Consider the following 20,172-nt stretch of genomic DNA (forward strand, 5'->3'; position numbering starts at 1 on the left):
GCTGTGAAGGTCGCGACGGTGTTCGCGGTGCGGGGGCTGCTGAGGGCGATGTCCGTGCTGCAGGACTCCTTCGCCCGCAAGGCCGTCGAGTTCCGTGACGTGCTGAAGATGGGCCGTACACAGTTGCAGGACGCGGTGCCGATGACGCTGGGGCAGGAGTTCTCCGCGTACGCCGTCATGATGGACGAGGACCGGTCCCGTCTTGCCGAGGCAGTCGAGTTGATCCATGAGATCAATCTGGGTGCCACGGCCATCGGTACCGGTCTCAACGCTCCCGCCGGATACGCCGAGGCCGCTCGCCGCCATCTCGCCGAGATCACCGGGCTGCCGCTGGTCACCGCCGCGAACCTGGTCGAGGCGACGCAGGACTGCGGCGCGTTCGTCCAGATGTCCGGCGTGCTCAAGCGGATCGCCGTCAAGCTCAGCAAGAGCTGCAACGATCTGCGTCTGCTGTCGTCCGGGCCACGCGCGGGCCTGGGTGAGATCAATCTGCCGCCGGTGCAGGCCGGTTCGTCGATCATGCCCGGCAAGGTCAACCCGGTGATCCCCGAGGTCGTCAACCAGGTCGCCTTCGAGGTGATCGGCAACGACGTCGCCATCACCATGGCCGCCGAGGCCGGACAGCTCCAGCTCAACGCCTTCGAGCCGGTCATCCTGCACTCCCTGTCGGAGTCGATCACCCATCTGCGGGCGGCCTGTCTGACCCTGGCCGAGCGCTGCGTGGACGGCATCACCGCCAACACCGAGGCGCTGCGCCGCAGCGTGGAGAACTCGATCGGGCTGGTGACTGCTCTGAACCCGCACATCGGGTACACGGCGGCCACCGACATCGCCAAGGAGGCTCTCGTCAGCGGCCGGGGCGTGGCCGAACTCGTCCTGGAGAAGGGCCTGTTGCCCGCCGAGACCCTCGCCGACCTGCTCCGCCCGGAAGTCGTCGCCGGCAGCGGCCAGACCCTGGCCTGACCAGCCGGAACAACCCCTCACCGCGGGATGCGCGCCGGGAGCGGCGGGAAGGCACAATGGTGATCATGGCAGCGTCGACGTCGTCACTGACCTTCCAGCCGATCCTGGAGCGCATCGCGGAGGAGATCGAGCGGACCCCCGGCCGCGGCCGCCCCGCCGACTACATCCCGGCACTCGCGGCCTGCGACCCGCGCCGCTTCGGCATGGCCGTCGCGGAACTCGACGGCACGGTGTACGGCGTGGGGGACTGGCGCGAGCCGTTCTCCACGCAGTCCATCACCAAGGTCTTCACCCTCGCGCTCGACCTGGCCCGCGAGGGCGACGCCCTCTGGGAACACGTGGGCCGCGAGCCCTCCGGCAACCCCTTCAACTCCCTGGTCCAGCTGGAGTACGAGAACGGCATCCCCCGCAACCCGTTCATCAACGCGGGCGCCCTCGTCGTCACCGACCGCCTCCAGACCCGTACCGGAGACGCGGCGGGCGAACTCCTGTCCTTCCTGCGCGCCGAGAGCGGCAACCCGGCCCTCGACTTCGACAAGGACGTCGCCGCCTCCGAGTCCACACACGGCGACCGCAACGCCGCCCTCGCCCATTTCATGGCGTCCTACGGCAACATCGACAACCCCGTACCGGTCCTGCTCGACCAGTACTTCCGCCAGTGCTCGATCAAGGCCTCCTGCGCCGACCTCGCCCTCGCCACCACCTTCCTCGCCCGCCACGGCGTCCGCGCCGACGACACCCGCCTCCTCACCCGCAGCCAGGCCAAACAGGTCAACGCGGTCATGCTGACCTGCGGCACCTACGACGCCGCAGGCGAGTTCGCCTACCGGGTCGGCCTCCCCGGCAAGAGCGGCGTCGGCGGTGGCATCATCGCGGTCGTACCGGGCCGCTGCACCCTGTGCGTCTGGAGCCCCGGCCTGGACGAGCGCGGCAATTCGGTGGCAGGAGTAGCAGCGCTCGACCGCTTCACGACGCTGACAGGCCTGTCAGTGTTCTGACAGAACTTTCTGGCTGGGGCGCGGCGATTCCCTGAGGGGCGCGGGGCTGTGTCGATCTGCGCCTCCGCCGCGTGGGCGCGACCAGCCCCAGAGCCGCCCGCACCCTGCGAACCACGTCAACCAGGCAGACGAGTAGCGGCCCGCGACGCCCCGCACCTGATCACCGGCCGGACACACTTCCGCTTCCCTCCGGAGGGCCCCGCGTCAACTCAGAGCCACCCGACGTTGACACGCTGACCGAGTGTTGGCCATGGCTTTCCCCCTCGATCTCCGCCGCTGCCAGATCCTAGGTCTGTCCGGCACCGCCTTCCTCGCCCTGGGCGGTGAGACGGCCGGCGCCCTGCCGGTCCGGGAACTCCTGGCCCCGAGCTCGGTGCACGCCGCCCTCGGCCTGGTCGGCGTGTACTTCGGCGTCGTCCTGCTGATAGTGGCCTGGCTGCTCCTCGGCCGCCTCGTGCGCAGCGCCGACCCGCCAACGCCACGCGCCCTGCTGCTGGTGCTGGCCGTATGGGCAACCCCGCTGCTGATCGCGCCGCCGCTGTTCAGCCGGGACGTGTACAGCTACCTGGCGCAAGGGGCCATGGTCGACGCGCACATCGACGTCTACGCGTACGGTCCCGCCCATCTCGGCGGCCCGCTCGCGGACGAGGTCGCCCCGCTGTGGCGGCACACGGGCGCCCCGTACGGCCCGGTGTTCCTCGGCGTCGCCTCCGCCCTGTCCGCGCTGACCCGGGGTGAACTCCCCGCCGGACTGCTCGGCATGAGGCTCATAGCACTGCTCGGCGTCGCCCTGATGGCGGCCGCCCTGCCGCGCCTCGCCCGGCACAGCGGCGCCGACCCGGCCGCCGCGCTGTGGCTGGGCGCCCTGAACCCGCTCGTGCTGCTGCACCTGGTCGCGGGCGCGCACAACGACGCGATCATGCTCGGTCTGCTCGGCGCCGGTCTGGTAGCGGCGCTCGGCCGGTGGCCGGTCCTGGGTGCCGTACTCGTCACGCTCGCCGCGCTCGTCAAGGCGCCCGCCGCGCTGGGCCTCGCCGCGGTCGTCCTGCTCCAGATGCGCTCCGGCCGCCACCCGGCGAAGGCCGTCCTGGGCACGGCGACCGCGTCCGCCGCCACCACGGTGGCCGCGACGGCCGTGGCGGGCACGGGCTACGGCTGGATAGGCGCCCTGGACACCCCTGTATCCCCGCAGAACTGGGCCCTCACCAGCCTTCTCGGCCGGGCCACCGAGTCACTGCTGACCAGGATCGGCAGCGATCTGGCACCGCTGGCCGTCCCGGTGTGGCACGTCTTCGGCCTCGTGCTCACGGCCGTCCTGGTGCTCCTCATATGGTGGCGCTGGCGTCCGCGCCCGGTGTACGCGCTCGGTCTGAGCCTGGCGGCCGTGGCCGCGTTCGGACCGGCGATCCGCCCCTGGTACGCCCTGTGGGGCCTGTTCCTCATCGCCGCGGCGGCGCCCAGCACGTCGGTACGGCACCGGGTGGCCACAGTGACGGGCGTGCTGGCGCTGGCCGTGCTGCCCAGCGGCGGTTCGGCGGACGCCGGTCAGCTGGTGCTGGCGGTCTCCGGGGGCGTACTCGCCGTGGTCGTCCTGTGGCAGGCGCATCTCGCGGCGCAGGCCCCGGCGTTGGAGCGCACCGCATGAAGCTGCCCCGCACCGAGCCTGGGCGGCTGGCTCTGGTCCTGGTCCTCGCCGCCGCCGTGACCGTCTTCACCGCGACCGTGCCGCTGCTGCGCGACTGGTTCGACCTGCGCGTCTACCACGGCACCGTCGACAGCTGGATCCACCACGGCGGCCGTATCTACGACTACCGGGTGCCCGGCACCACGTACGGCTTCACCTACCCGCCGTTCGCGGCCGTCGTCATGCTGCCCATGGCGCTGGTCGGGCTGCAGGTCGCGATCGCGGTGGCGCTGCTGCTCAACCTGGCGGCCCTGGCGTTCGCGCTGCGGGTGCTGGCGGGACGGGCCTGGCGGCGGTACGGCTGGTACGGCGGCGCGTTGGCGGTGTGCGGGCTGGCCCTGTTCGAACCGCTGCGGGACACCTTCAGCTTCGGCCAGGTGAACATCCTGCTGCTGGCCCTCGTGCTGCTCGACTGCTGGTTGCTGGCGTCGGGCCGGGAGCGCTGGGCGGGCGTGGGCATCGGCCTGGCGGCGGCGATCAAGCTGACGCCGGCCGCGTTCATCGGCCTGCTGCTGGTGGCCCGGCGCCGGCGAGCGGCGGCCGTGGCCGCCGGCGTCGCAGCCGCCGCCACGGCACTGGCGGCCTGGGTGGTCCCCGACGCGTCCCGCTTCTACTGGACGCACGCGATGTGGGACACCACCCGCGTGGGGCGTCTCGACTACGTCTCCAACCAGTCGCTGCAGGGCGTCCTGGCCCGCCTCGACGTCTCCAGCCGCGCGGTGTGGGCGGTGGTGGTCCTGCTGGTCCTGGGCGTCTGGGTGGCGCGCACGCGCCGGGCGGTCGTGGCGGGGGACTGGACGGCCGCGTTCGCGCTGACCGGGCTGACCGCGTGCCTCGTCAGCCCGATCACCTGGGTCCACCACCTGGTCTGGCTGCTGCCGTCCTTCGCCGTCCTGGTCCGCGCCGGACGCCTGCGGATCGCCGCCGCGCTGTACGCCGTGTTGTGCACCAGCGTGGTGTGGCTGTGGTTCGACGACGCGTCCGGTGTCGACGGCTTCGTCGGCAGCAACGCCTACGTCTGGATCACGCTCGGCCTGCTGGTGTGGCTGCCGGTCGGTCAGTCCGGCGTCGACGGCTCGACCCTGCCGCGCGTCACCAGCGACACGGCACCCGCCCCCATCCCGGCGGCGCCCACGATCGCGAAGGCCTCCGGCCAGCCGGCCCTGCCCTCGGGTTCCACCGCGGCGGCCACCGGCAAGGTCACCGGACCGGGCCTCGGTCTGGCTCGCAAGGCGTCCAGCGACCCCACCGGCTCGACGCGTCCCGCCGCCCCGAACCCCCAGTCGAGCAGCTCGCCCGCCTCCTCGTAGACGGCGAACCCGCCCGCCCGGGGGTTCATCACCGTGACGACGAGTGTGCGCTCACCCCGGCGGGCGGCGGCGACCAGTGTGTTGCCCGCATTGCTGGTGTAGCCGTTCTTGACGCCGATCAGGCCCGGGTACCGGTCCACGCCGTCCGCGCCGGTCAACAGCCGGTTGGTGTTGCGGATCTCGTACGACCAGCCGCCGCCCCGGCCGGGAAACCTGGCCACCGCCGTGCCGCAGTACCGCGCGAACTCCGCGTTGCGCAGCCCCGCCCGGCCGAACACCGCCAGGTCGTACGCCGACGACACCTGACCGGGTGTGTCATAGCCGTCCGGCGACACCACACGCGTGTCGAGCGCGCCCAGGGCACGGGCCTTGGTCTGCATCCGGGTGGCGGTCTCGCGCCAGCCGCCGTTCAGCGCGGCCAGCACCCGCACGGCGTCGTTGCCGGAGCTCAGGAACACGCCGCGCCACAGATCGGCGATCCGGTACGTGTGCCCCTCGGCGACCCCGACCAGACTGCTGCCCGGCCCGATCCCGGCGAGCTCCTCCTCACGTACCGTGTGCCGGATGCCGCCGGGCAGGGTCGGCAGCACGGTGAGGGCGAACAGCGTCTTGAGGGTGCTGGCCGGTGGCAGCCTGCGGTGCGCGTTGTACGCGGCGAGCACCTCGCCGGAGTCGGCGTCGGCCACCAGCCACGACAGCGCGGAGGGGCGGGGAAGCCGGGGCGCGTCGGCATGGGGCCGCACATGAGGGCCGGACCGGTACAGCAGCGCGGGCTGTGGTGTGACGGCCCGGTGCCCGCCGGGCGGGTCGGCGTCCTGCCCGGTGCGGGCGACCGCGGTGGCCGGCGCGAGCGCCAGCAGGCCGGCCGCGCACAGCGCGCAGGTGGACACGAGAGCCCGGGTAGTAAATCCGATCTTCATACCGTCAACGTAGGAAGGGTCCCGCCGTACAGCGCGCTGCCCGGGCCGGTCGGGGTGCGCCTGCACCCGTACGGGCGATCCCTCCGGGACGTGTCATCCGCCGGGCAGAGTCGGCTGGATCCGGCGGAGGAACGTGGCGTTGTCCGGTGTCTCGCGCATCCGCTCCAGGAGTGTCTCCAGGTGGGACTGGCCGTCCCGGGTCTGCAGCGCCCGGCGCAGGCCCTGTACGGCGGTCAACTCGGCCGGAGGCAGGAGGAGTTCCTCGCGGCGGGTGCCGGAGGGGTTGATGTCGACGGCGGGGAAGACGCGGCGGGAGGCGAGGTCCCGGCTCAGCCGCAGCTCCATGTTGCCCGTGCTCTTCAGCTCCTCGAAGTAGAAGTCGTCGGCCCGGGAGCCGGTCTCCACCAGAGCGGTGGCGAGGATGGTGAGCGAACCGCCCTCCTCGGCCAGGCGCGCGGCGCCGAAGAACCGCTTCGGCCCCTGCAGCGCGGCCGCGTCGACGCCGCCGCTCAGGGTGCGGCCACCGGCCGCGGCCGCGTTGTTGTGCGCCCGGCAGAGCCGGGTCAGGGAGTCGAGCAGGATGACGACGTCCTCGCCCGCCTCCACGAGCCGCTTGGCCCGTTCGATGACGAGTTCGGCGAGCGCGATGTGCTGCCTGGGTGCCCGGTCGAAGGTCGAGGCGTACACCTCGCCGCGCACCGAGCGCCGCATGTCGGTGACTTCCTCGGGGCGCTCGTCGAGGAGCACCACCATCAGCCGGCACTCCGGGTGGTTGCCGGTGACGGCCGCCGCGATCTGCTGGAGCAGCACGGTCTTGCCGGTCTTGGGTGGGGCCACGATCAGCCCGCGCTGGCCCTTGCCGACGGGCGCGATCAGATCGGCGACCCGCCCGGTCAGGCCGGACGCCGGGTGTTCGAGCCGGATCCGCTCACGCGGGTGAAGCGGCGTCAGCTCGCCGAAGCCGCGGCGGTTCCTGTCGGGGGCACGGCCGTTGACGCGGGCGACTTCGGTGAGCGCGCGCCGGTCGCCGTGCACGCCGTCGACCAGGTCGCCCTTGCGCAGGCCGTGGCGGCGGATCAGGGCGGGGGAGACGTGCGGGTCGGCGGGGGAGGGCAGCAGGTGCTCGGCGCGCAGGTGGCCCTTCCCGCTCGCGTCGATGTCGAGGACACCGGTGACGGCCCGGGCCGGGGGCTGCTGCTGGACTGGAGGGAGTTCGAGTGTGGTGGTCATGAGAGTTCGGTCCTTTCACGGACGGAAGGCATGGGACATGCAGGGGGAAGGGGAGGGTGCCGCGGACTTCGGGAAGGCGGTCAGATCGCCTTCGGGCGGCGGGAGAACAGCACCTCGGATACGGCGGGACCACTGGTCACGAGGTGGTGAGGTGATGCCGGTACGACCGGCGAACTGAAGGTGAGACAGCACCGGCGCCCAGGACCGGGCGTACACATGTGCTGTCTAGACGGTACCACGGCGGTTCAGCGCGTGGCGAGCAGTCCGTACAGCAGGGGGATGCGGGGCTCGGGAAGCCGCCACCATCCGGACGCCGTACGCACCATCTGCGGCCAGCGCGGCCAGGGCAGCTCGTCGCTCTCCGCGAGGCGCCGGATGGTGAGTCCTGCTTCCACCAACGCGTTGACGACCTCGCTTGTTCCGTGCATCCACTCGTAGCTGTCGGTGGCGCCCTCGACGGCAGGACCGTCGGTGTAGGTGTGCGTCGCGTCCCGGTGCACGGGGCCGCCGCCGCCCAGGTAGTCGTGGCGCAGCAGCAGCTCGGGCCCCTCGCCCGGACCGGGTTTCGGGCCGAGGGAGTTGAGCAGCGGATGGAACTCGACGAGGTACAACCGGCCACCGGGACGCAGGAGTTGGGCCACGACGCCGGCCCAGCGGTCCAGGTCCGGCAGGTAGCACAGCGCGCCCTTGCCGGTGTACACCACGTCGAACTGCCGCCCGCCCAGGGCCGTCACGGCGTCGTACACATTGGCCTGTACGTAGGTGACGTCGAGCCCCGCCTTCTCGGCGATCGCGTTCGCGGCGGTCACGGACGCCGCGGAGAAGTCCAGGCCGACGGCCCGCGCCCCGCGCTGCGCGAAGGCGATCGTCTCGGTGCCGAGGTGGCACTGGAGATGGAGCACATCGCGACCGGCCAGCTCACCGAGGTCGTCCCACTCGAAGGAGGCGAACCAGCGCGCGGGATCGAGATCCTGGTCGAGGCCGTAGAACCGGCTCGCGAGATGGACGGGCGTGCGGGCGTCCCAGTTCGCCTGGTTGGCCGACATCATCCGCGCGTGCTCGTCGGTGCTCATGAGGACATCCAACCGCGAACGGGTCACGCGCGGCGGCGGGAATTCCGGACACGAGCACCTTCCGGATGTGCGGGGGCCGTCACACCAAGCGCGCCTCCGCCTCCTTCGCGATCTGCTCGAACTGCGCCCCCATCGCCTCGGCCAGCGCCTGCGCGCCGGACAGCGGGCGGACCATGACCATGAAGTCGTCGATCAGCCCGTCCTCGTTCACCCGGAGGAAGTCGCAGCCGGTGATCTCCCGGTCGCCCACGCGCGCGGTGAAGACCAGCGCGTGGTCGCGGCCGCCGGGGTCGTTGATCTCCCGCACATAGCGGAAGTCCTCGAAGACCCGCACCACCCCGCGCAGGATGGCCGCCGTGATGGCCTTGCCGGGGTACGGCTTGAACACGACCGGGCTGGTGAAGACGACGTCCTCGGCCAGCAGGGCCTCCACGGCCTCGAAGTCGCCTGCCTCGACCGCCTCGCGGAACGCGTGCATCGGATCACCTCATAGTAAACTAGTTGAGTAGGTGCCGTTGAGAATAATCACCTGCTGTTACGGTGTCCACATGTCCCTCAAGTACGCCGTCCTCGCCGCCCTCCTGGAGGGCGAGGCCTCGGGCTACGAGCTGTCCAAGGCCTTCGACGTGTCGTTCGCCAACTTCTGGCCCGCGACCCCGCAGCAGCTCTACCGGGAGCTGGAACGCCTCGCGCAGGACGGCCTCGTCGAGGCCCGGTTCGTGCGGCAGGAGCGTCGGCCGAACAAGCGGATGTTCACCCTCACCGAGGCAGGCCGCGAGGACCTGCGCACCTTCGCCGCCGAGCCGCCCCGGCGGCCCACGGCCGTCCGCGACGAACTCCTGATCAAGCTCCAGGCCATGGAGGACCCCGAGGCCACCCAGGCCCTGATCGAGGAGCGCATGACGTGGGCGCGCGGCAAACTCGACCGCTACGCCCGCGTCCGCGACCGCCTCCTCGACGGACGCACCGAGGACGAGTTCCTGCGCGAGTCCGACCGCGTCGGACCGTATCTGACGCTGATGCGCGGCATTTCCTTCGAGGAGGAGAACCTGCGCTGGTGCGAGCGCGTTCTGGCCGTTCTGAAGCAACGCGTCGCCGCGGAGTGACGCGGATGTTCAGCCCCGAAGGCCCCTCCCTGAGGGAACTCGCCGTCCAGGCCCTGTCGTCCGTCGAGCGCGGCTACGACCTGCTCGCCCCCAAGTTCGACCACACCCCGTTCCGCACGCCGGAGTCGGTCCTCACCGCCGTCGCGACCGCCCTCGACCGGATCGGCCCGTACGACGACGGCCTCGACCTGTGCTGCGGGACCGGAGCCGGCGTGGAGGTACTGGCCGAGGTGTGCCGGCGCGGCGTCACCGGGGTCGACTTCAGTGCCGGAATGCTCGATGTCGCCCGGCGTCAGGTGGTTGCCGGGGGCGCGCGTGTCGCCTGGGTGCGTGCGGACGCCCGCGCCCTGCCGTTCACCTCGGCCTTCGACCTCGTGGTGAGCTTCGGGGCGTTCGGTCACTTCCTGCCCCGTGAGCTGCCGGGCCTGTTCGCCCAGGTCCACGCCGTGCTGCGACCCGGCGGAACCTTCGCCTTCCCGGTCGTGGCCCCACCCCGCCCCACGTCCCCCGCGTACTGGATGCTGCTCGGCTTCGACGCGGTGATGCGGGTGCGCAATGCCGTGTGGCGGCCGCCCTTCGTCATGTACTACCGGGCCTTCCGGCTCGGCGAGGTGAGGACCGAGCTGGAACGGGCCGGCTTTTGGGTGGAGCTCGGGGTCCTGCCGGAGTTCGGACGGCGAGCGGACGGGAGCCCGCGGGTGCGGATGGTGGTGGCACGCCGTCCTGACTAGGAGGGTTGGAATTTCCGACTCGGGGCCGGTAGTGGGTTTGCTTTTCAAACCCACGAGGTTATGGTGAGCCCGTGACCGCGACTACGACCGACACCGAGATCCGCATCGACCCCAGGTGGTGGTCCTGGGAAGGAGCGCACGGCGGGCATGTCGCCGCCCTCGCGCTGACCGCCGTGCGCGACCACTTCACCGGCGGCGCCCACCCGGTCCGCTCGCTGACCACGCACTACCTCGCGCCGGTAGCCGACAGCCCCCTCCAGTTCTCCGGTGCGGCGCCCACCGTCGGCCGCCGCACCGCGAGCTGCGTCTTCACCGGCCACCAGAACGGCGTACCGGTCATCCACGGCTCGGCGCTGTTCGGCTCGCGGCGCCCGGGGCCGTCGTACGGCGGAAGTCCGCTGCCGCGCGTGCCGGGACCCCGGGACTGCCCTCGCCTGGACCTCCCGTCCGAACTGTCGCCCTTCGCGAGTCAGTTGGAGATCCGTCCCGCCACCGACGACCTCCCGCTCGCCGGAGGCGACAAGGCCGAGCTGACGGCCTGGATCCGCTTCCTGGACGGCCGCGTCCTCGACGCCCCCGCGGCCGTCACCCTCACCGACGTCCTGCCGCCCGCCCTGTACGCCCGCTGGCGCACCCCGCGCCCGGTGCCCACCGCGGAACTCACCGTCCATCTGACCGACGCCTTCGACGAGGGCGTCCATGAGGGCTGGTCCCTGGTCCGGATCCGTACCGAGCAGGCGGGCGGCGGCTGGGCGGTGGACGACAGCGCGGTCTGGTCGGGCGACGGCCGGTTGCTGGCGCTGGCCCGGCAGGCGAGGGTCGTGCGCGCTCAGCCCGCGGCCGGCAGCGTGAACTCGTAGACCAGGGCGTCCTGTTGGGCGTCCATGACGAGGTCCGTGATCTCCAGGGGGCGGGCGTACTGATCGTGCACGCGCCGGGTCACCCGCACCGAAGGCGCGCCCGGGAGCCGGGTGATGGCGTCGCGGTGGTGCAGTGTGAGGCCCGCCCGGCGCATCCAGTCGTAGGCGCGGCGCAGCTCGGCCGACCCGGTGCCGTCGGCGCGGTCGCGACAGCGGGCCAGCTCCGCCACCTCGGCGAGCGCCACCGCCGAGAACGACGTGACGGCCGTACGCCGGCCGTGGCCGTCGGCGCCCGCGGACTCGTAGCGGTGCACCAGGGTCGGCCGGTGCGGGGCGAGCCCCAGCGCCTCGGCGTGCTCCGGCGGCGGAGTCTCCCAGGCGACCGTCGCCCGGTCCACCGCGCCCGGGGCCGTGGAGCGGGCGCCGACCGGGAAGGTGAGCGTCGAGGGGGTCTCGACCGGCGGACCGGGCAGGGTGGCATGGCTGCCCCGCCGGTCGGTGGTGACCAGACCGCTGTGGCGCAGCACCTCCAGGGCCTGCCGTACGGTCTCCCGGCTGACCCCGAAGTGCAGCGCCAACCGCCGTTCCGCCGGCAGCCGTTCACCGGGCGGGATCGTGCCGTCGCGCAGCTCGCCGAGCAGTAGGGTGGCGATCCTCCAGTACAGCGGCTGCGCTGCGGTGATGGGGCGGTCGTGCGGGGTGGTGCGGGCCATGCCGCGCCTCCTGTTGGTGACGTGTCGTAGCCGTGCGGGCTCGTTGCGCCACCAGATCCAAGCATTGGTCTAAACCAGAAGGGAAGGGCGGTCTGTCACTTCGGCCGAAACGACCCGCGTGAACCGGCGCTCACAGAGCGCCGTACACGGCGTCGATCAGCGCCATCTTCCTCGGGTCGTCCGCGATATGAGGCCCCATCCGGTTCATCGCATAGCCGAGCGACACCCCGGCCTCCGGATCCGCCAGACCGCACGAGCCGCCGAACCCGTCGTGTCCGAAAGCCCGCGGGTTGGGTCCGTACGAACCGTTCTCCCCGCTCAGCCACAGGCCGAGCCCGACCTCGGTCTCGTTCTCGAACCCGGCCCCGAGCACCAGATCACGGCAGCTGCCCTGACCCTCGCGGACCCGCTCGGCGGCCTCGGGCGACAAGACGCGGTGGCCGTCGCAGGTCCCTCGCCCCGCGAAGATCCCGTACAGCGCGGCGATCGCCCGTGCGGTGCCGTGTCCGTTCGCGGCGGGGATCTCGGCGGCCCGCCACTCCGGCGAGTTGGCCTGCGCCGCCCCCACCGCCGGGTTGGCCAGCGCGGCGAGCGCGGCGGGCGCCAACTGACTGAAGATCGCCGCCTGTTCACTGCTCGACGCGGCCGGCGGCTGCACCAGCTCGGCCGCACGCCCGGCCTCCTTCTGCGGCAACCCGATCGCGAAGTCGATCCCGAGCGGCCCGGTCACCTCCCGCTCCAGGAAGGCCCCGGGCAGCAGCCCCGACACCCGCCGCACGACCTCCCCGACCAGGAACCCGTACGTGAGCGCGTGATACCCGGACCGCGTCCCCGGCGCCCACCACGGCTCCATCGCCGCGAGCCGCTGGGTCGTCAGCTCCCAGTCGCAGAGCTGCTGGAGCGAGTGCGGCTCGCGCAGACCGGACAGACCGGCGCGGTGCGACAGCAGATGCCGTACGAGGATCTGCTCCTTGCCCGCCGCGGCGAACTCCGGCCAGTACGCGGCCACCGGCGCGTCCAGGTCGAGCAGCCCCCGGTCGGCGAGGATGTGCGCGCACAGGGCCGTCGGACCCTTGGTCGTCGACCACAGGTTGACCAGCGTGTCCCGCTGCCAAGGGCGGCTGCGCGCCGCGTCCGCCCACCCGCCCCACAGGTCCACCACGGTCTCACCGCCGACCGTGACCGCGACGGCCGCGCCCAGCTCCCCGCGCTCCCGGAAGTTCGCCTCGAACGCCGTCCGCACCGCGGCGAACCGCGGATCGCAGTGCCCGTGCACCGCTGCCTCGTGCTCCGTCATGAGCCCACCCCTCGTCCTGCGCCGGAAGCCCGGGCGGCGACAGCGCGGCCCGGGCTCCCTGAACGTACCGACTGGTCGGACTGGGTGGAAGGTGTCGAACACGCCGACCTCACCCGAGCGCGGCGCGCCCTGCGCACCCAGCGCACCGGGCGTCCCTCAGGCGTGCGCGCGCAGCCAGTCCAGCTTGGCCGCCTCGTGGAAGGGACCGCCGCCCTCGTGGTCGTTGAAGTCGTACACCTCGATGTCCTTGGAGTCGTGCGCCCAGGCGTTGAAGGCCGCGAACACGGTGGACGGCGGGCAGGTCTGGTCCTCCAGGGCCGCCGAGAACAGGGCGGGCGCCCGCCCGCGCGCCGCGAAGTGGACGCCGTCGAAGTAGGACAGGGTGCGCAGGACGTCCTCGGCGCGGCCCCGGTGCGTCTTCAGGTAGAGGCCGATCTCGCGGTACGGGTGGCGGTCCGTGAGCGTCGTCGCGCGCGGGTAGTCGCACAGGAACGGCACGTCCGGCGCGACGGCCGTCAGGTCCGGCACCAGGCCGCCCACGGCGATCGTGATGCCGCCGCCCTGGCTCGCACCGATCGCGACCGTGCGCGAGGCGTCGGTCAGCGGATGCGAGCGGGCCGCCTCGACGGCACGGACCGCGTCCGTGAACACCCGGCGGTAGTAGTAGTTCTCGGGCGCGTCGATGCCCCGCGTCATGAAGCCGGGGAACGCGGGCGCGGCCCCCACCGGGTCCGGCGTCCCGCCGCCGGCGCCCCAGGCGCTGCCCTGGCCGCGCGTGTCCATCATGAAGTGCGCCCGGCCCGAGGAGGCCCACAGCAGGTTCTCGTGCGGCAGCCCACGCCCGCCGCCGTACCCGATGAACTCCACCACCAGCGGCAACGGCTCGGTGGCCGCTGCGGGGAGCCGCAGCCAGCCCTTCACCGGGTGACCGCCGAACCCGGCGAACGTCACGTCGTACACCCGAACCGTGGACAGCCCCGTGTCGACCGGCTCGAAGCGGGCGTCCAGATCGTGTCCGCGTGCCTCCTCGAGGGTCTTGGACCAGAAGGAGTCGAAGTCCTCGGGCTCGACGGACCTGCTGCGGTACTCGCGCAGTTCGTCCAGCGGAAGGTCGAACAGGGCCATGAAGGACCGCCTTTTCGAAGAGTGACTGCGGGTGATCACACCGTACGGGCGAGGTCGGAGGACTCGCCAGGTCTCTCCCGGTCAAGCGCCCGCCATGACGCCATGACGTCTGCCGTCGAAGCTCCGGTCCAGACAGTGCTGCTGATCAGGGTCGCCGAACCGCTGGTCGTGGACGGGGAGCGGGAGATCCCGGGCGGCTGGCTGGCCGTCACCGGTGATCGGGTCACCGCCGTCGGCCCGGCCGGAAGCGAGCCCGAGCCCCGCACGACCATCTCGGCGGCCGGACGGCGCGGCACCCCAGGCCTGGTCAACACGCACCACCACATCTGCCAGAACCTCACCCGCTCCTACGCGCCCGCCGTGAACGGCTCCCTGTTCGACTGGCTGACCACCCGCTACCCGCTCCGGGCGGGCCTCGACGACGCCCTCGACATCGCCACCCGTGGCTCGGCGCGCTGCCTGGGCCGGGCCGACGAACTGGGCCATCTGCGGCCGGGCGCCTGCGCGGACCTGGTCGTCCGGAACCTGCACGAGGTCGCCCTGGCCCGCGCCGTCAGCGATCCCGTGGAGGCCTGGCTGCGCCGCGGCCCCGCCCGGGCCCGGACCACGGTGGTCGGCGGCCGGATCCTGGTCGACCGCGGCGAACCCCGGCTTCCGGGACTGGCGGACGCCGTACGGACGCACGGCGGCATCGCCCGGCACATGCAAGGGGCCGCGTAGGCCCAGCGGCCCCGGTCAGGCCATGCCATGCCAGGTCATGTCCGACGGCCCGTCCACTCCGGCTCCGTCGCGGCCCACTCCCGTTCCCATTCGGCCAGACGGCGACGCATCGCTGTGTGGCGTACGACCATGTGACCCAGGAGGATCACGCCGACCGTGCCGCCCATGGCGCAGACACCGATGGTGATGGCGTGCTGCAGGATCGCCCTGCCGTCCGGAGGCGGGGCCACGCTCCGGCCCCGGGAGTCCAGCCACACGTCGACCGTCTCGCCGCTGCGTGTGCCCGCCGGGAGGCGCGCCGTGGCCGTGCGCGCGGTGCCGTCCGGCTCCGCCCAGCGGACGGTCGTTTTCGTGGACGGCTGCCGTCCGCCATGTGCCATGGGCAGCGTGTCGGGGAGCCTGCCGACGACCTCGGCCCGGACCTGCCGGCGTTCGGCGCGCTGTTCCTGGGCCGTCGCCCGGGCGCTGTCATGGGCCCACCAGGCACTGAACACCCCGGCCAGGGGCGCCAGTACGAGGAGCAGGACGGCCACCACCCCCGACGTCCACGCCTCGACGACATCCGAGCGGCGCCGCAGCGAACTGCGTCGCCGGTGTCGGTCCCGCACCAGATATCGCATGGCGTCCAGGTACCCCGTACACAGGACATCGTTCCTGACGATCCCGGACAAAGACGCGGTCCCGCTCCGGACCGACGGACCGACGGACCGGAGGACCGGCGGACCGGCGGACCGGCGGACCGCGTTCAGCCGAAGCGTTCGATCCGGATGCGGTCCACAGGCTGACCGGCCGCCACGAGCAGCCGGGACGCGTGCTCGGCGAAGCCGTTGGAGCCGCACACATAGGCCTCCCACCCACCCGGAGGCTGCTCGGCCAGGAGGGGCGCCACATGTGCGGCGGCCATACGTCCCACGGCCACACCCTTGGGCGCACTCCGTGTGAACACGGACGTCGTCTCCGCGCCGTACTCCCGAGCGTAGATCAGCTCCTCCGGGCCGCGCGCCGACACCAGCAGCCGCAGCGGCACTTCCAGACCCCGCGCCCGGTGGTGGCGCAGCATCGACATCAGCGGTACGACACCGGAGCCGGCGCCGACCAGCAGGGCGGGCCGGTCGCCGGGCCAGGCGAAGAAGCCGCTGAGCGGGCCGCGCACCTCGACCGTGTCACCGGGCTCGGCCACCGAGTGGAACCAGCCGGACACCTCACCGCCCTCGACATGGTCCAGGGTCAGCTCGATGTGCCCGGAGTCGTCCGGCGCGGACGCGATCGAGTAGTGGCGCTGGGCCACATAGCCGTCCCGCGCGGTCAGCCGCAGCATCAGGTGCTGGCCCGGCAGATGGCCCGCCCAGTCCGGCACGGCGAGCCGGAACGTGGCGGCGCGCGGGGTCTCGCGGCGGATCTCGGTGATCGTCGCGGTCTGCCACAGCGCGGCGGCCCGGTTGCTGACGGCGATCCGCCCGGGCACGGCGAAACGGGTCGGGGGAGTGAAGGCAGTCACGTCAGTCACCGGAGTACCGCTGCTCCTCCCAGGGGTTGCCCCGGGCGTGGTAGCCGTTCTGCTCCCAGAACCCGGGCTCGTCGCGGTCGAGGATCCGCAGGCCCGCGATCCACTTGGCGCTCTTCCAGAAGTACAGGTGCGGCACCAGCAGCCGTGCCGGGCCGCCGTGCTCCGGGGCGAGCGGCTCGCCGTCGTACTCCCAGGCGATCCAGGCCCGTCCGCCGGTCAGGTCGGCGAGCGGCAGGTTGGTGGTGTACCCGGTGTGTGAATAGGCGACGGCATGTGTGGCGGACACATGGGGCCGGACCACATTAAGGAAGCTGTCCAGCGAGACGCCCCCGAACCGCACCCCGAACTTCGACCAGCTCGTCACACAGTGGATGTCGCCCTCGTACCCGGACGCCGGCAGCTCGTGGGCCTGCTCCCAGTTCCAGGTGCGCGGTTCCTCGACCAGGCCGTCGACGCGGAAGGTCCACTCGGCGGTCGTCAGCTCGGGGGTGACCTCGGCGGACAGGACGGGCCAGTCGTCGCCCGCGTCGTACTGACCGGGCGGCAGCGCGGCGTTCTGGACGCGCGGGCGTCCGGTGAAGCCTCGGGTGACGTTCATACGGGGAGTGCCTCCAGGCCGTCGTGGGCGACGGCCCGCGGGTCGAGCGTGATCAGTGTTTGTTCATTCAACCGTACGCGCATCGACCCGCCCCGAGCCGGGTCGATTGGGGTAGGGTTGCCGTCCGGTCGGGGCCGTCCCGACCGTGTTGGAGTCCAAGGAGGTGAGACCCATTACCGCTGTGTCAGGTCGGGTGCTCTCACCTCGAGTCGGCGCGGGTCACCGCCAGTAGGCGACCGCGGGAGCACCCTTCGGCTTCCGAAAGGCTCTCGGCTTCCATGCCCCCTCTCTCCTCCCCGTCTTCCTCCCCTTCCTCCTCGTCCCCCTCGCGGCTCACGCCCGACGCCGTCGTGTCCGCGCTGCGTGCCGCCGGCTGCGTCTTCGCCGAGGACGAGGCCCGGTTGATCCTGGCCGCCGCCGGCACCCCGGACGAACTCGCCTCGATGGTGGACCGGCGCGTCAGCGGACTGCCCCTCGAACTCGTCCTCGGCTGGGCCGAGTTCCGCGGGCTGCGGATCGCCGTGGAACCCGGCGTCTTCGTGCCCCGCCGCCGCACCGAGTTCCTGGTCGAGCAGGCCCTCGCCCATGCCCCGGACGCCTCCGTGGTCGTGGACCTGTGCTGCGGTTCGGGCGCGGTCGGTGCCGCACTGGCCGCCGCACTCGGCGGCGTCGAGCTGCACTCCGCCGACATCGACACCGCGGCGGTGCGCTGCGCCCGCCGCAACGTGGCCCCCTTCGGCGGCCAGGTGCACGAGGGCGACCTGTTCGAGGCGCTGCCCGGCAGCCTGCGCGGCCGCGTCGGCATCCTCGCGGCGAACGTGCCGTACGTCCCCAGCGACGAGGTCGGACTCCTGCCCGCGGAGGCCCGCGACCACGAACCGCGCGTCGCCCTCGACGGCGGCCCGGACGGGCTCGACGTGCTGCGCCGGGTCGCCGCCGAGGCTCCCCGCTGGCTGGCACCCGGCGGCTGTCTCCTGGTCGAGACGAGCGAACGCCAGGCGCCGACGGCCCTGGACGCCTTCACCCGCAGCGGCCTGGCGGCGCGTCTGATCGCCTCCGACGAGCTGTACGCGAATGTCGTGGTCGGCCTCCCCACCCCCTAGGAGGCGGCGGCACCGCTCTGCGCAGGGCTGCGAGGGACCGGAGCTGGTCCCGTCGGGTGGTGGGAAACGGCGCCGCGTTCCGAGGCGCGCCCACCGGCCCGGGCCGGTCAGCCGGAGGAAAGTACTCGGGCGATGAGCAGTGCCACGTCGTCGGCGTTCTCGGGCCGGTGCAGGGTGCGCAGCAGGAGGTCGCAGACCTCCTCCAGCGGGCGGTCGGGGCCGTCGAGAAGTTCCAGCAGCGCGGCCAGGCGTTCGTCGAGCGGGTGCTGGCGGGTCTCGACGAGTCCGTCCGTATAGAAGACGAGGCGGTCACCGGGTTCGAGGTCGATCGTCGTCGTGGAGAACGGGACTCCGCCGACGCCCAGCGGTACCCCGGTGGGCAGTTCGAGGAGTTCCGGGGGGTGGCCGGGGCGGAGACGGACGGGCGGCAGGTGTCCGGCGTTGGCGATCCGGCACTGGCGCAGCCGCGGGTCGTGGATGGCGTAGACGCAGGTGGCGATGGAGTGGTCGAGGCCCTCGGTGATCTTGTCGAGGTGCTCCAGGAGGCGGGCCGGTTCCAGGTCGAGGGAAGCCAGCGTGTGCGTCGCGGTGCGCAGCCGGCCCATGGTCGTGGCGGCGTCGATGCCGCTGCCCATCACGTCGCCGACGACGAGCGCGGTCTCGCCGCCGTCCAGCGGGATCACGTCGAACCAGTCGCCGCCGACCTCGGCGCTGGCCCCCGCGGGCTGGTAGCGGGAGGCGACCTCCAGGCCGCCGGTCACCGGCGGATGGCTGGGCAGCAGGCTGCGCTGGAGGGTGAGGGCGGTGTCGCGGGCGTTCTGGTACCAGCGGGCGTTGTCGATCTGCACCGCCGCGCGGGCCGCCAGCTCACGGGCGAGCAGCAGGTCGTCCTCGCTGAACGGCAGCGGATTGCGGGTGCGCTTGAGGTCGAGGGCGCCGAGCACCTCGCCGCGCGCGATCAGCGGCACCGCCAGATAGGAGTGCACTCCCGCGCGGCCCAGCTGGACGGCGGCCTCGGGGGAGCGGGCGATACGCGGCAGGTCCTGCTCGTCGACGTGCGTCACCATCACCGGACTGGCGGTGCGCACGCACTCGGTGACCAGGCGGTCCGGGCCGTAGCGGGCGACCTGCCCCGGCTGGTCGGCGGCGTCGAGGGCCTCCGTGTCGTGTGCCGCCCGCACGGCCAGGGCGCGGATCACCGCCGATTCCGCGGGCCCGAGACTGCTGCGTCTGCCCTCCACCACGGCTTCCAGCAGATCCACCGCCGCCACGTCGGCGAGTTCCGGCACGGCGACGTCGGCCAGCTCGCGTGCCGTGCGGTCCAGCTCCAGGGTGGTGCCGATCCGGGCGGAGGCGTCGGCGATGAGCGCAAGGCGCCGACGCGCCGTCTCGGCCTCCACGGCGGCCTGGTGCTGCTCGGTGATGTCGACGGCCATCCCGGCGACGCCGAGCACCGTGCCCGTCGTGTCCTCCAGCCGGTAGAGGGAGATGGACCAGAAGTGCTCCCGGTCCGGGTCGGCCGGGGTGCGGCCCACGACGCGCTGGTTGATGAGCGGATCCCCGGTCCGCAGCACCTCGCGCAGCGCCCCCTCGACGACGTCGGCGTCGACCTCCGGCAGCAGCTCACGCGGCGTACGGCCGAGATGGTCCTCGGCGGAGATGCCGTTGAGCTGCGTCAGCGCCTCGTTGACCGAGACGTACCGCAGCTCGGTGTCCAGTACGGCCAGGCCGATCGGCGCCTGCGCGATCGTCCGCGTCGACAGCGCCACGTCGCGCTCCACCCGGCGGACCGTCGTCTGGTCGGCGCACAGGCCCAGCGCGTACACGTCCCCCTCGTCGTCCAGCAGCCGCATGTTGCGGAACTCCACCAGCCGTGTGCTGCCGTCCTTGCGCCGGATGGGGAACGCCCCGGCCCAGCCCTCACCGGTCTCCATGACGTCGGCGAAGAGTTTGACGACCAGGTCCAGGTACTGCTCGTGGACCATGATCCGGGCCGCGTACTCGCCCAGCGCCTCCTGCGCCGAGTAGCCGAACAGCTCCTCCGCCTGGGGGCTCCACAGCACGATGCGCCCCTCGGTGTCCAGCACCACCGAGGCCACGCCCAGCACGTCGAGCAGCCCGCTCGGCCCTACCGGCCCGCGCACGGGCTCGTCGCCCTCGGCCACGGGAGGTTCGGCTGCAGACATCCCACGCACCGCCTTCGCCCAGTTTCGCGGCACGCCGTTCCCCCGTGC

General features: G+C 72.5%; 19 protein-coding genes and 1 pseudogene. 9 read left to right on the forward strand and 11 right to left on the reverse strand.

Annotation, left to right across the window (positions count from 1 at the left end):
• From ACFZBP_RS41470 to ACFZBP_RS41485, 4 genes are all read left to right on the forward strand, one after another.
• A partial coding sequence (locus ACFZBP_RS41470) for a lyase family protein (protein WP_391421043.1) occupies positions 1–963 on the forward strand: 963 nt, incomplete at its 5' end.
• A gap of 56 nt (positions 964–1,019) precedes the next feature.
• On the forward strand, positions 1,020–1,961 hold the full coding sequence (locus ACFZBP_RS41475) for a glutaminase (protein ID WP_391421044.1): 942 nt from the start codon (positions 1,020–1,022) through the stop codon (positions 1,959–1,961).
• A 250-nt stretch (positions 1,962–2,211) separates the two neighbouring features.
• Positions 2,212–3,606, forward strand: a complete 1,395-nt coding sequence (gene mptB / locus ACFZBP_RS41480; RefSeq protein ID WP_391421045.1) for a polyprenol phosphomannose-dependent alpha 1,6 mannosyltransferase MptB — start codon at positions 2,212–2,214, stop codon at positions 3,604–3,606.
• Positions 3,603–4,955, forward strand: coding sequence for a glycosyltransferase 87 family protein (locus ACFZBP_RS41485; protein ID WP_391421046.1), 1,353 nt, complete (start codon positions 3,603–3,605; stop codon positions 4,953–4,955). The genes mptB and ACFZBP_RS41485 overlap by 4 nt, the downstream gene beginning before the upstream one ends.
• An 80-nt stretch (positions 4,956–5,035) precedes the next feature.
• On the opposite strand, the pseudogene ACFZBP_RS41490 reads toward ACFZBP_RS41485, so the two are convergent.
• The 4 genes and pseudogenes from ACFZBP_RS41490 to ACFZBP_RS41505 all read right to left on the reverse strand — a co-directional run.
• A pseudogene (locus ACFZBP_RS41490) lies at positions 5,036–5,875 on the reverse strand (D-alanyl-D-alanine carboxypeptidase family protein); the annotation flags it as partial.
• A gap of 93 nt (positions 5,876–5,968) precedes the next feature.
• Entirely contained in the window at positions 5,969–7,105 is a 1,137-nt protein-coding gene (rho, locus tag ACFZBP_RS41495; RefSeq protein ID WP_391421047.1) for a transcription termination factor Rho, read from the reverse strand.
• 245 nt (positions 7,106–7,350) lie between these two features.
• Entirely contained in the window at positions 7,351–8,178 is an 828-nt protein-coding gene (locus ACFZBP_RS41500; protein ID WP_391421048.1) for a methyltransferase, read from the reverse strand.
• Positions 8,179–8,257: 79 nt separating this feature from the next.
• Complete coding sequence (locus ACFZBP_RS41505; protein WP_391421049.1) at positions 8,258–8,656, reverse strand: nuclear transport factor 2 family protein; 399 nt, start codon at positions 8,654–8,656, stop codon at positions 8,258–8,260.
• Between the two features lie 70 nt (positions 8,657–8,726).
• Here ACFZBP_RS41505 and ACFZBP_RS41510 point away from each other — a divergent pair, with 70 nt between their 5' ends.
• The 3 genes from ACFZBP_RS41510 to ACFZBP_RS41520 all read left to right on the forward strand — a co-directional run bounded on the left by ACFZBP_RS41510 (position 8,727) and on the right by ACFZBP_RS41520 (position 10,875).
• On the forward strand, positions 8,727–9,284 hold the full coding sequence (locus ACFZBP_RS41510) for a helix-turn-helix transcriptional regulator (RefSeq protein ID WP_391421050.1): 558 nt from the start codon (positions 8,727–8,729) through the stop codon (positions 9,282–9,284).
• A gap of 5 nt (positions 9,285–9,289) precedes the next feature.
• The gene (locus ACFZBP_RS41515; protein ID WP_391421051.1) at positions 9,290–10,015 is read left to right on the forward strand and encodes a methyltransferase domain-containing protein; all 726 of its coding nucleotides are present in this window, start codon (positions 9,290–9,292) and stop codon (positions 10,013–10,015) included.
• A 71-nt stretch (positions 10,016–10,086) separates the two neighbouring features.
• On the forward strand, positions 10,087–10,875 hold the full coding sequence (locus tag ACFZBP_RS41520) for an acyl-CoA thioesterase domain-containing protein (protein ID WP_391421052.1): 789 nt from the start codon (positions 10,087–10,089) through the stop codon (positions 10,873–10,875).
• Here the strand turns inward: ACFZBP_RS41520 and ACFZBP_RS41525 are convergent.
• The 3 genes from ACFZBP_RS41525 to ACFZBP_RS41535 form a co-directional block, all read right to left on the reverse strand.
• The gene (locus ACFZBP_RS41525; RefSeq protein ID WP_391421053.1) at positions 10,845–11,588 is read right to left on the reverse strand and encodes a GntR family transcriptional regulator; all 744 of its coding nucleotides are present in this window, start codon (positions 11,586–11,588) and stop codon (positions 10,845–10,847) included. The genes ACFZBP_RS41520 and ACFZBP_RS41525 overlap by 31 nt on opposite strands.
• Positions 11,589–11,718: 130 nt before the next feature.
• Positions 11,719–12,885, reverse strand: a complete 1,167-nt coding sequence (locus tag ACFZBP_RS41530; RefSeq protein WP_391421054.1) for a serine hydrolase — start codon at positions 12,883–12,885, stop codon at positions 11,719–11,721.
• A gap of 156 nt (positions 12,886–13,041) precedes the next feature.
• The gene (locus tag ACFZBP_RS41535; RefSeq protein WP_383459493.1) at positions 13,042–14,010 is read right to left on the reverse strand and encodes an acetylxylan esterase; all 969 of its coding nucleotides are present in this window, start codon (positions 14,008–14,010) and stop codon (positions 13,042–13,044) included.
• A gap of 102 nt (positions 14,011–14,112) precedes the next feature.
• Here ACFZBP_RS41535 and ACFZBP_RS41540 point away from each other — a divergent pair, with 102 nt between their 5' ends.
• Positions 14,113–14,730 carry an amidohydrolase family protein gene (locus ACFZBP_RS41540; protein WP_391421055.1) on the forward strand — a complete coding sequence of 206 codons (618 nt, stop codon included), beginning with the start codon at positions 14,113–14,115 and terminating at the stop codon, positions 14,728–14,730.
• Between the two features lie 35 nt (positions 14,731–14,765).
• Here ACFZBP_RS41540 and ACFZBP_RS41545 read toward each other — a convergent pair whose 3' ends face one another.
• The 3 genes from ACFZBP_RS41545 to ACFZBP_RS41555 form a co-directional block, all read right to left on the reverse strand.
• A complete protein-coding gene (locus tag ACFZBP_RS41545; RefSeq protein WP_391421056.1) occupies positions 14,766–15,350 on the reverse strand; it encodes a hypothetical protein in 585 nt (194 codons plus the stop codon).
• A gap of 125 nt (positions 15,351–15,475) precedes the next feature.
• Positions 15,476–16,228: an FAD-binding oxidoreductase gene (locus ACFZBP_RS41550; RefSeq protein WP_391421080.1), complete on the reverse strand. Its 753-nt coding sequence runs from the start codon at positions 16,226–16,228 to the stop codon at positions 15,476–15,478.
• 1 nt (position 16,229) lies between these two features.
• Positions 16,230–16,835, reverse strand: coding sequence for a molybdopterin-dependent oxidoreductase (locus tag ACFZBP_RS41555; protein WP_391421057.1), 606 nt, complete (start codon positions 16,833–16,835; stop codon positions 16,230–16,232).
• A 278-nt stretch (positions 16,836–17,113) separates the two neighbouring features.
• On the opposite strand from ACFZBP_RS41555, the gene ACFZBP_RS41560 reads away from it, so the two are divergent.
• Complete coding sequence (locus tag ACFZBP_RS41560; RefSeq protein WP_391421058.1) at positions 17,114–17,938, forward strand: putative protein N(5)-glutamine methyltransferase; 825 nt, start codon at positions 17,114–17,116, stop codon at positions 17,936–17,938.
• A gap of 107 nt (positions 17,939–18,045) precedes the next feature.
• Here ACFZBP_RS41560 and ACFZBP_RS41565 read toward each other — a convergent pair whose 3' ends face one another.
• Complete coding sequence (locus ACFZBP_RS41565; RefSeq protein ID WP_383459477.1) at positions 18,046–20,124, reverse strand: SpoIIE family protein phosphatase; 2,079 nt, start codon at positions 20,122–20,124, stop codon at positions 18,046–18,048.
• Between the last annotated feature and the right edge of the window lie 48 nt (positions 20,125–20,172).

This window comes from Streptomyces sp. NPDC008086 (genome assembly GCF_042957325.1).
Lineage (GTDB): Bacteria > Actinomycetota > Actinomycetes > Streptomycetales > Streptomycetaceae > Streptomyces.

Bases quoted from the DNA above. Each gene is read 5' to 3' on its own strand.
- mptB (WP_391421045.1), top strand. From the start codon at position 2,212: ATGGCTTTCCCCCTCGATCTCCGCCGCTGCCAGATCCTAGGTCTGTCC.
- ACFZBP_RS41545 (WP_391421056.1), bottom strand. From the start codon at position 15,350: ATGCGATATCTGGTGCGGGACCGACACCGGCGACGCAGTTCGCTGCGG.
- ACFZBP_RS41555 (WP_391421057.1), bottom strand. From the start codon at position 16,835: ATGAACGTCACCCGAGGCTTCACCGGACGCCCGCGCGTCCAGAACGCC.
- ACFZBP_RS41515 (WP_391421051.1), top strand. From the start codon at position 9,290: ATGTTCAGCCCCGAAGGCCCCTCCCTGAGGGAACTCGCCGTCCAGGCC.
- ACFZBP_RS41535 (WP_383459493.1), bottom strand. From the start codon at position 14,010: ATGGCCCTGTTCGACCTTCCGCTGGACGAACTGCGCGAGTACCGCAGC.
- ACFZBP_RS41565 (WP_383459477.1), bottom strand. From the start codon at position 20,124: ATGTCTGCAGCCGAACCTCCCGTGGCCGAGGGCGACGAGCCCGTGCGC.
- ACFZBP_RS41525 (WP_391421053.1), bottom strand. From the start codon at position 11,588: ATGGCCCGCACCACCCCGCACGACCGCCCCATCACCGCAGCGCAGCCG.
- ACFZBP_RS41485 (WP_391421046.1), top strand. From the start codon at position 3,603: ATGAAGCTGCCCCGCACCGAGCCTGGGCGGCTGGCTCTGGTCCTGGTC.
- ACFZBP_RS41500 (WP_391421048.1), bottom strand. From the start codon at position 8,178: ATGAGCACCGACGAGCACGCGCGGATGATGTCGGCCAACCAGGCGAAC.
- ACFZBP_RS41560 (WP_391421058.1), top strand. From the start codon at position 17,114: ATGCCCCCTCTCTCCTCCCCGTCTTCCTCCCCTTCCTCCTCGTCCCCC.
- rho (WP_391421047.1), bottom strand. From the start codon at position 7,105: ATGACCACCACACTCGAACTCCCTCCAGTCCAGCAGCAGCCCCCGGCC.
- ACFZBP_RS41475 (WP_391421044.1), top strand. From the start codon at position 1,020: ATGGTGATCATGGCAGCGTCGACGTCGTCACTGACCTTCCAGCCGATC.
- ACFZBP_RS41510 (WP_391421050.1), top strand. From the start codon at position 8,727: ATGTCCCTCAAGTACGCCGTCCTCGCCGCCCTCCTGGAGGGCGAGGCC.
- ACFZBP_RS41530 (WP_391421054.1), bottom strand. From the start codon at position 12,885: ATGACGGAGCACGAGGCAGCGGTGCACGGGCACTGCGATCCGCGGTTC.
- ACFZBP_RS41505 (WP_391421049.1), bottom strand. From the start codon at position 8,656: ATGCACGCGTTCCGCGAGGCGGTCGAGGCAGGCGACTTCGAGGCCGTG.
- ACFZBP_RS41540 (WP_391421055.1), top strand. From the start codon at position 14,113: ATGACGTCTGCCGTCGAAGCTCCGGTCCAGACAGTGCTGCTGATCAGG.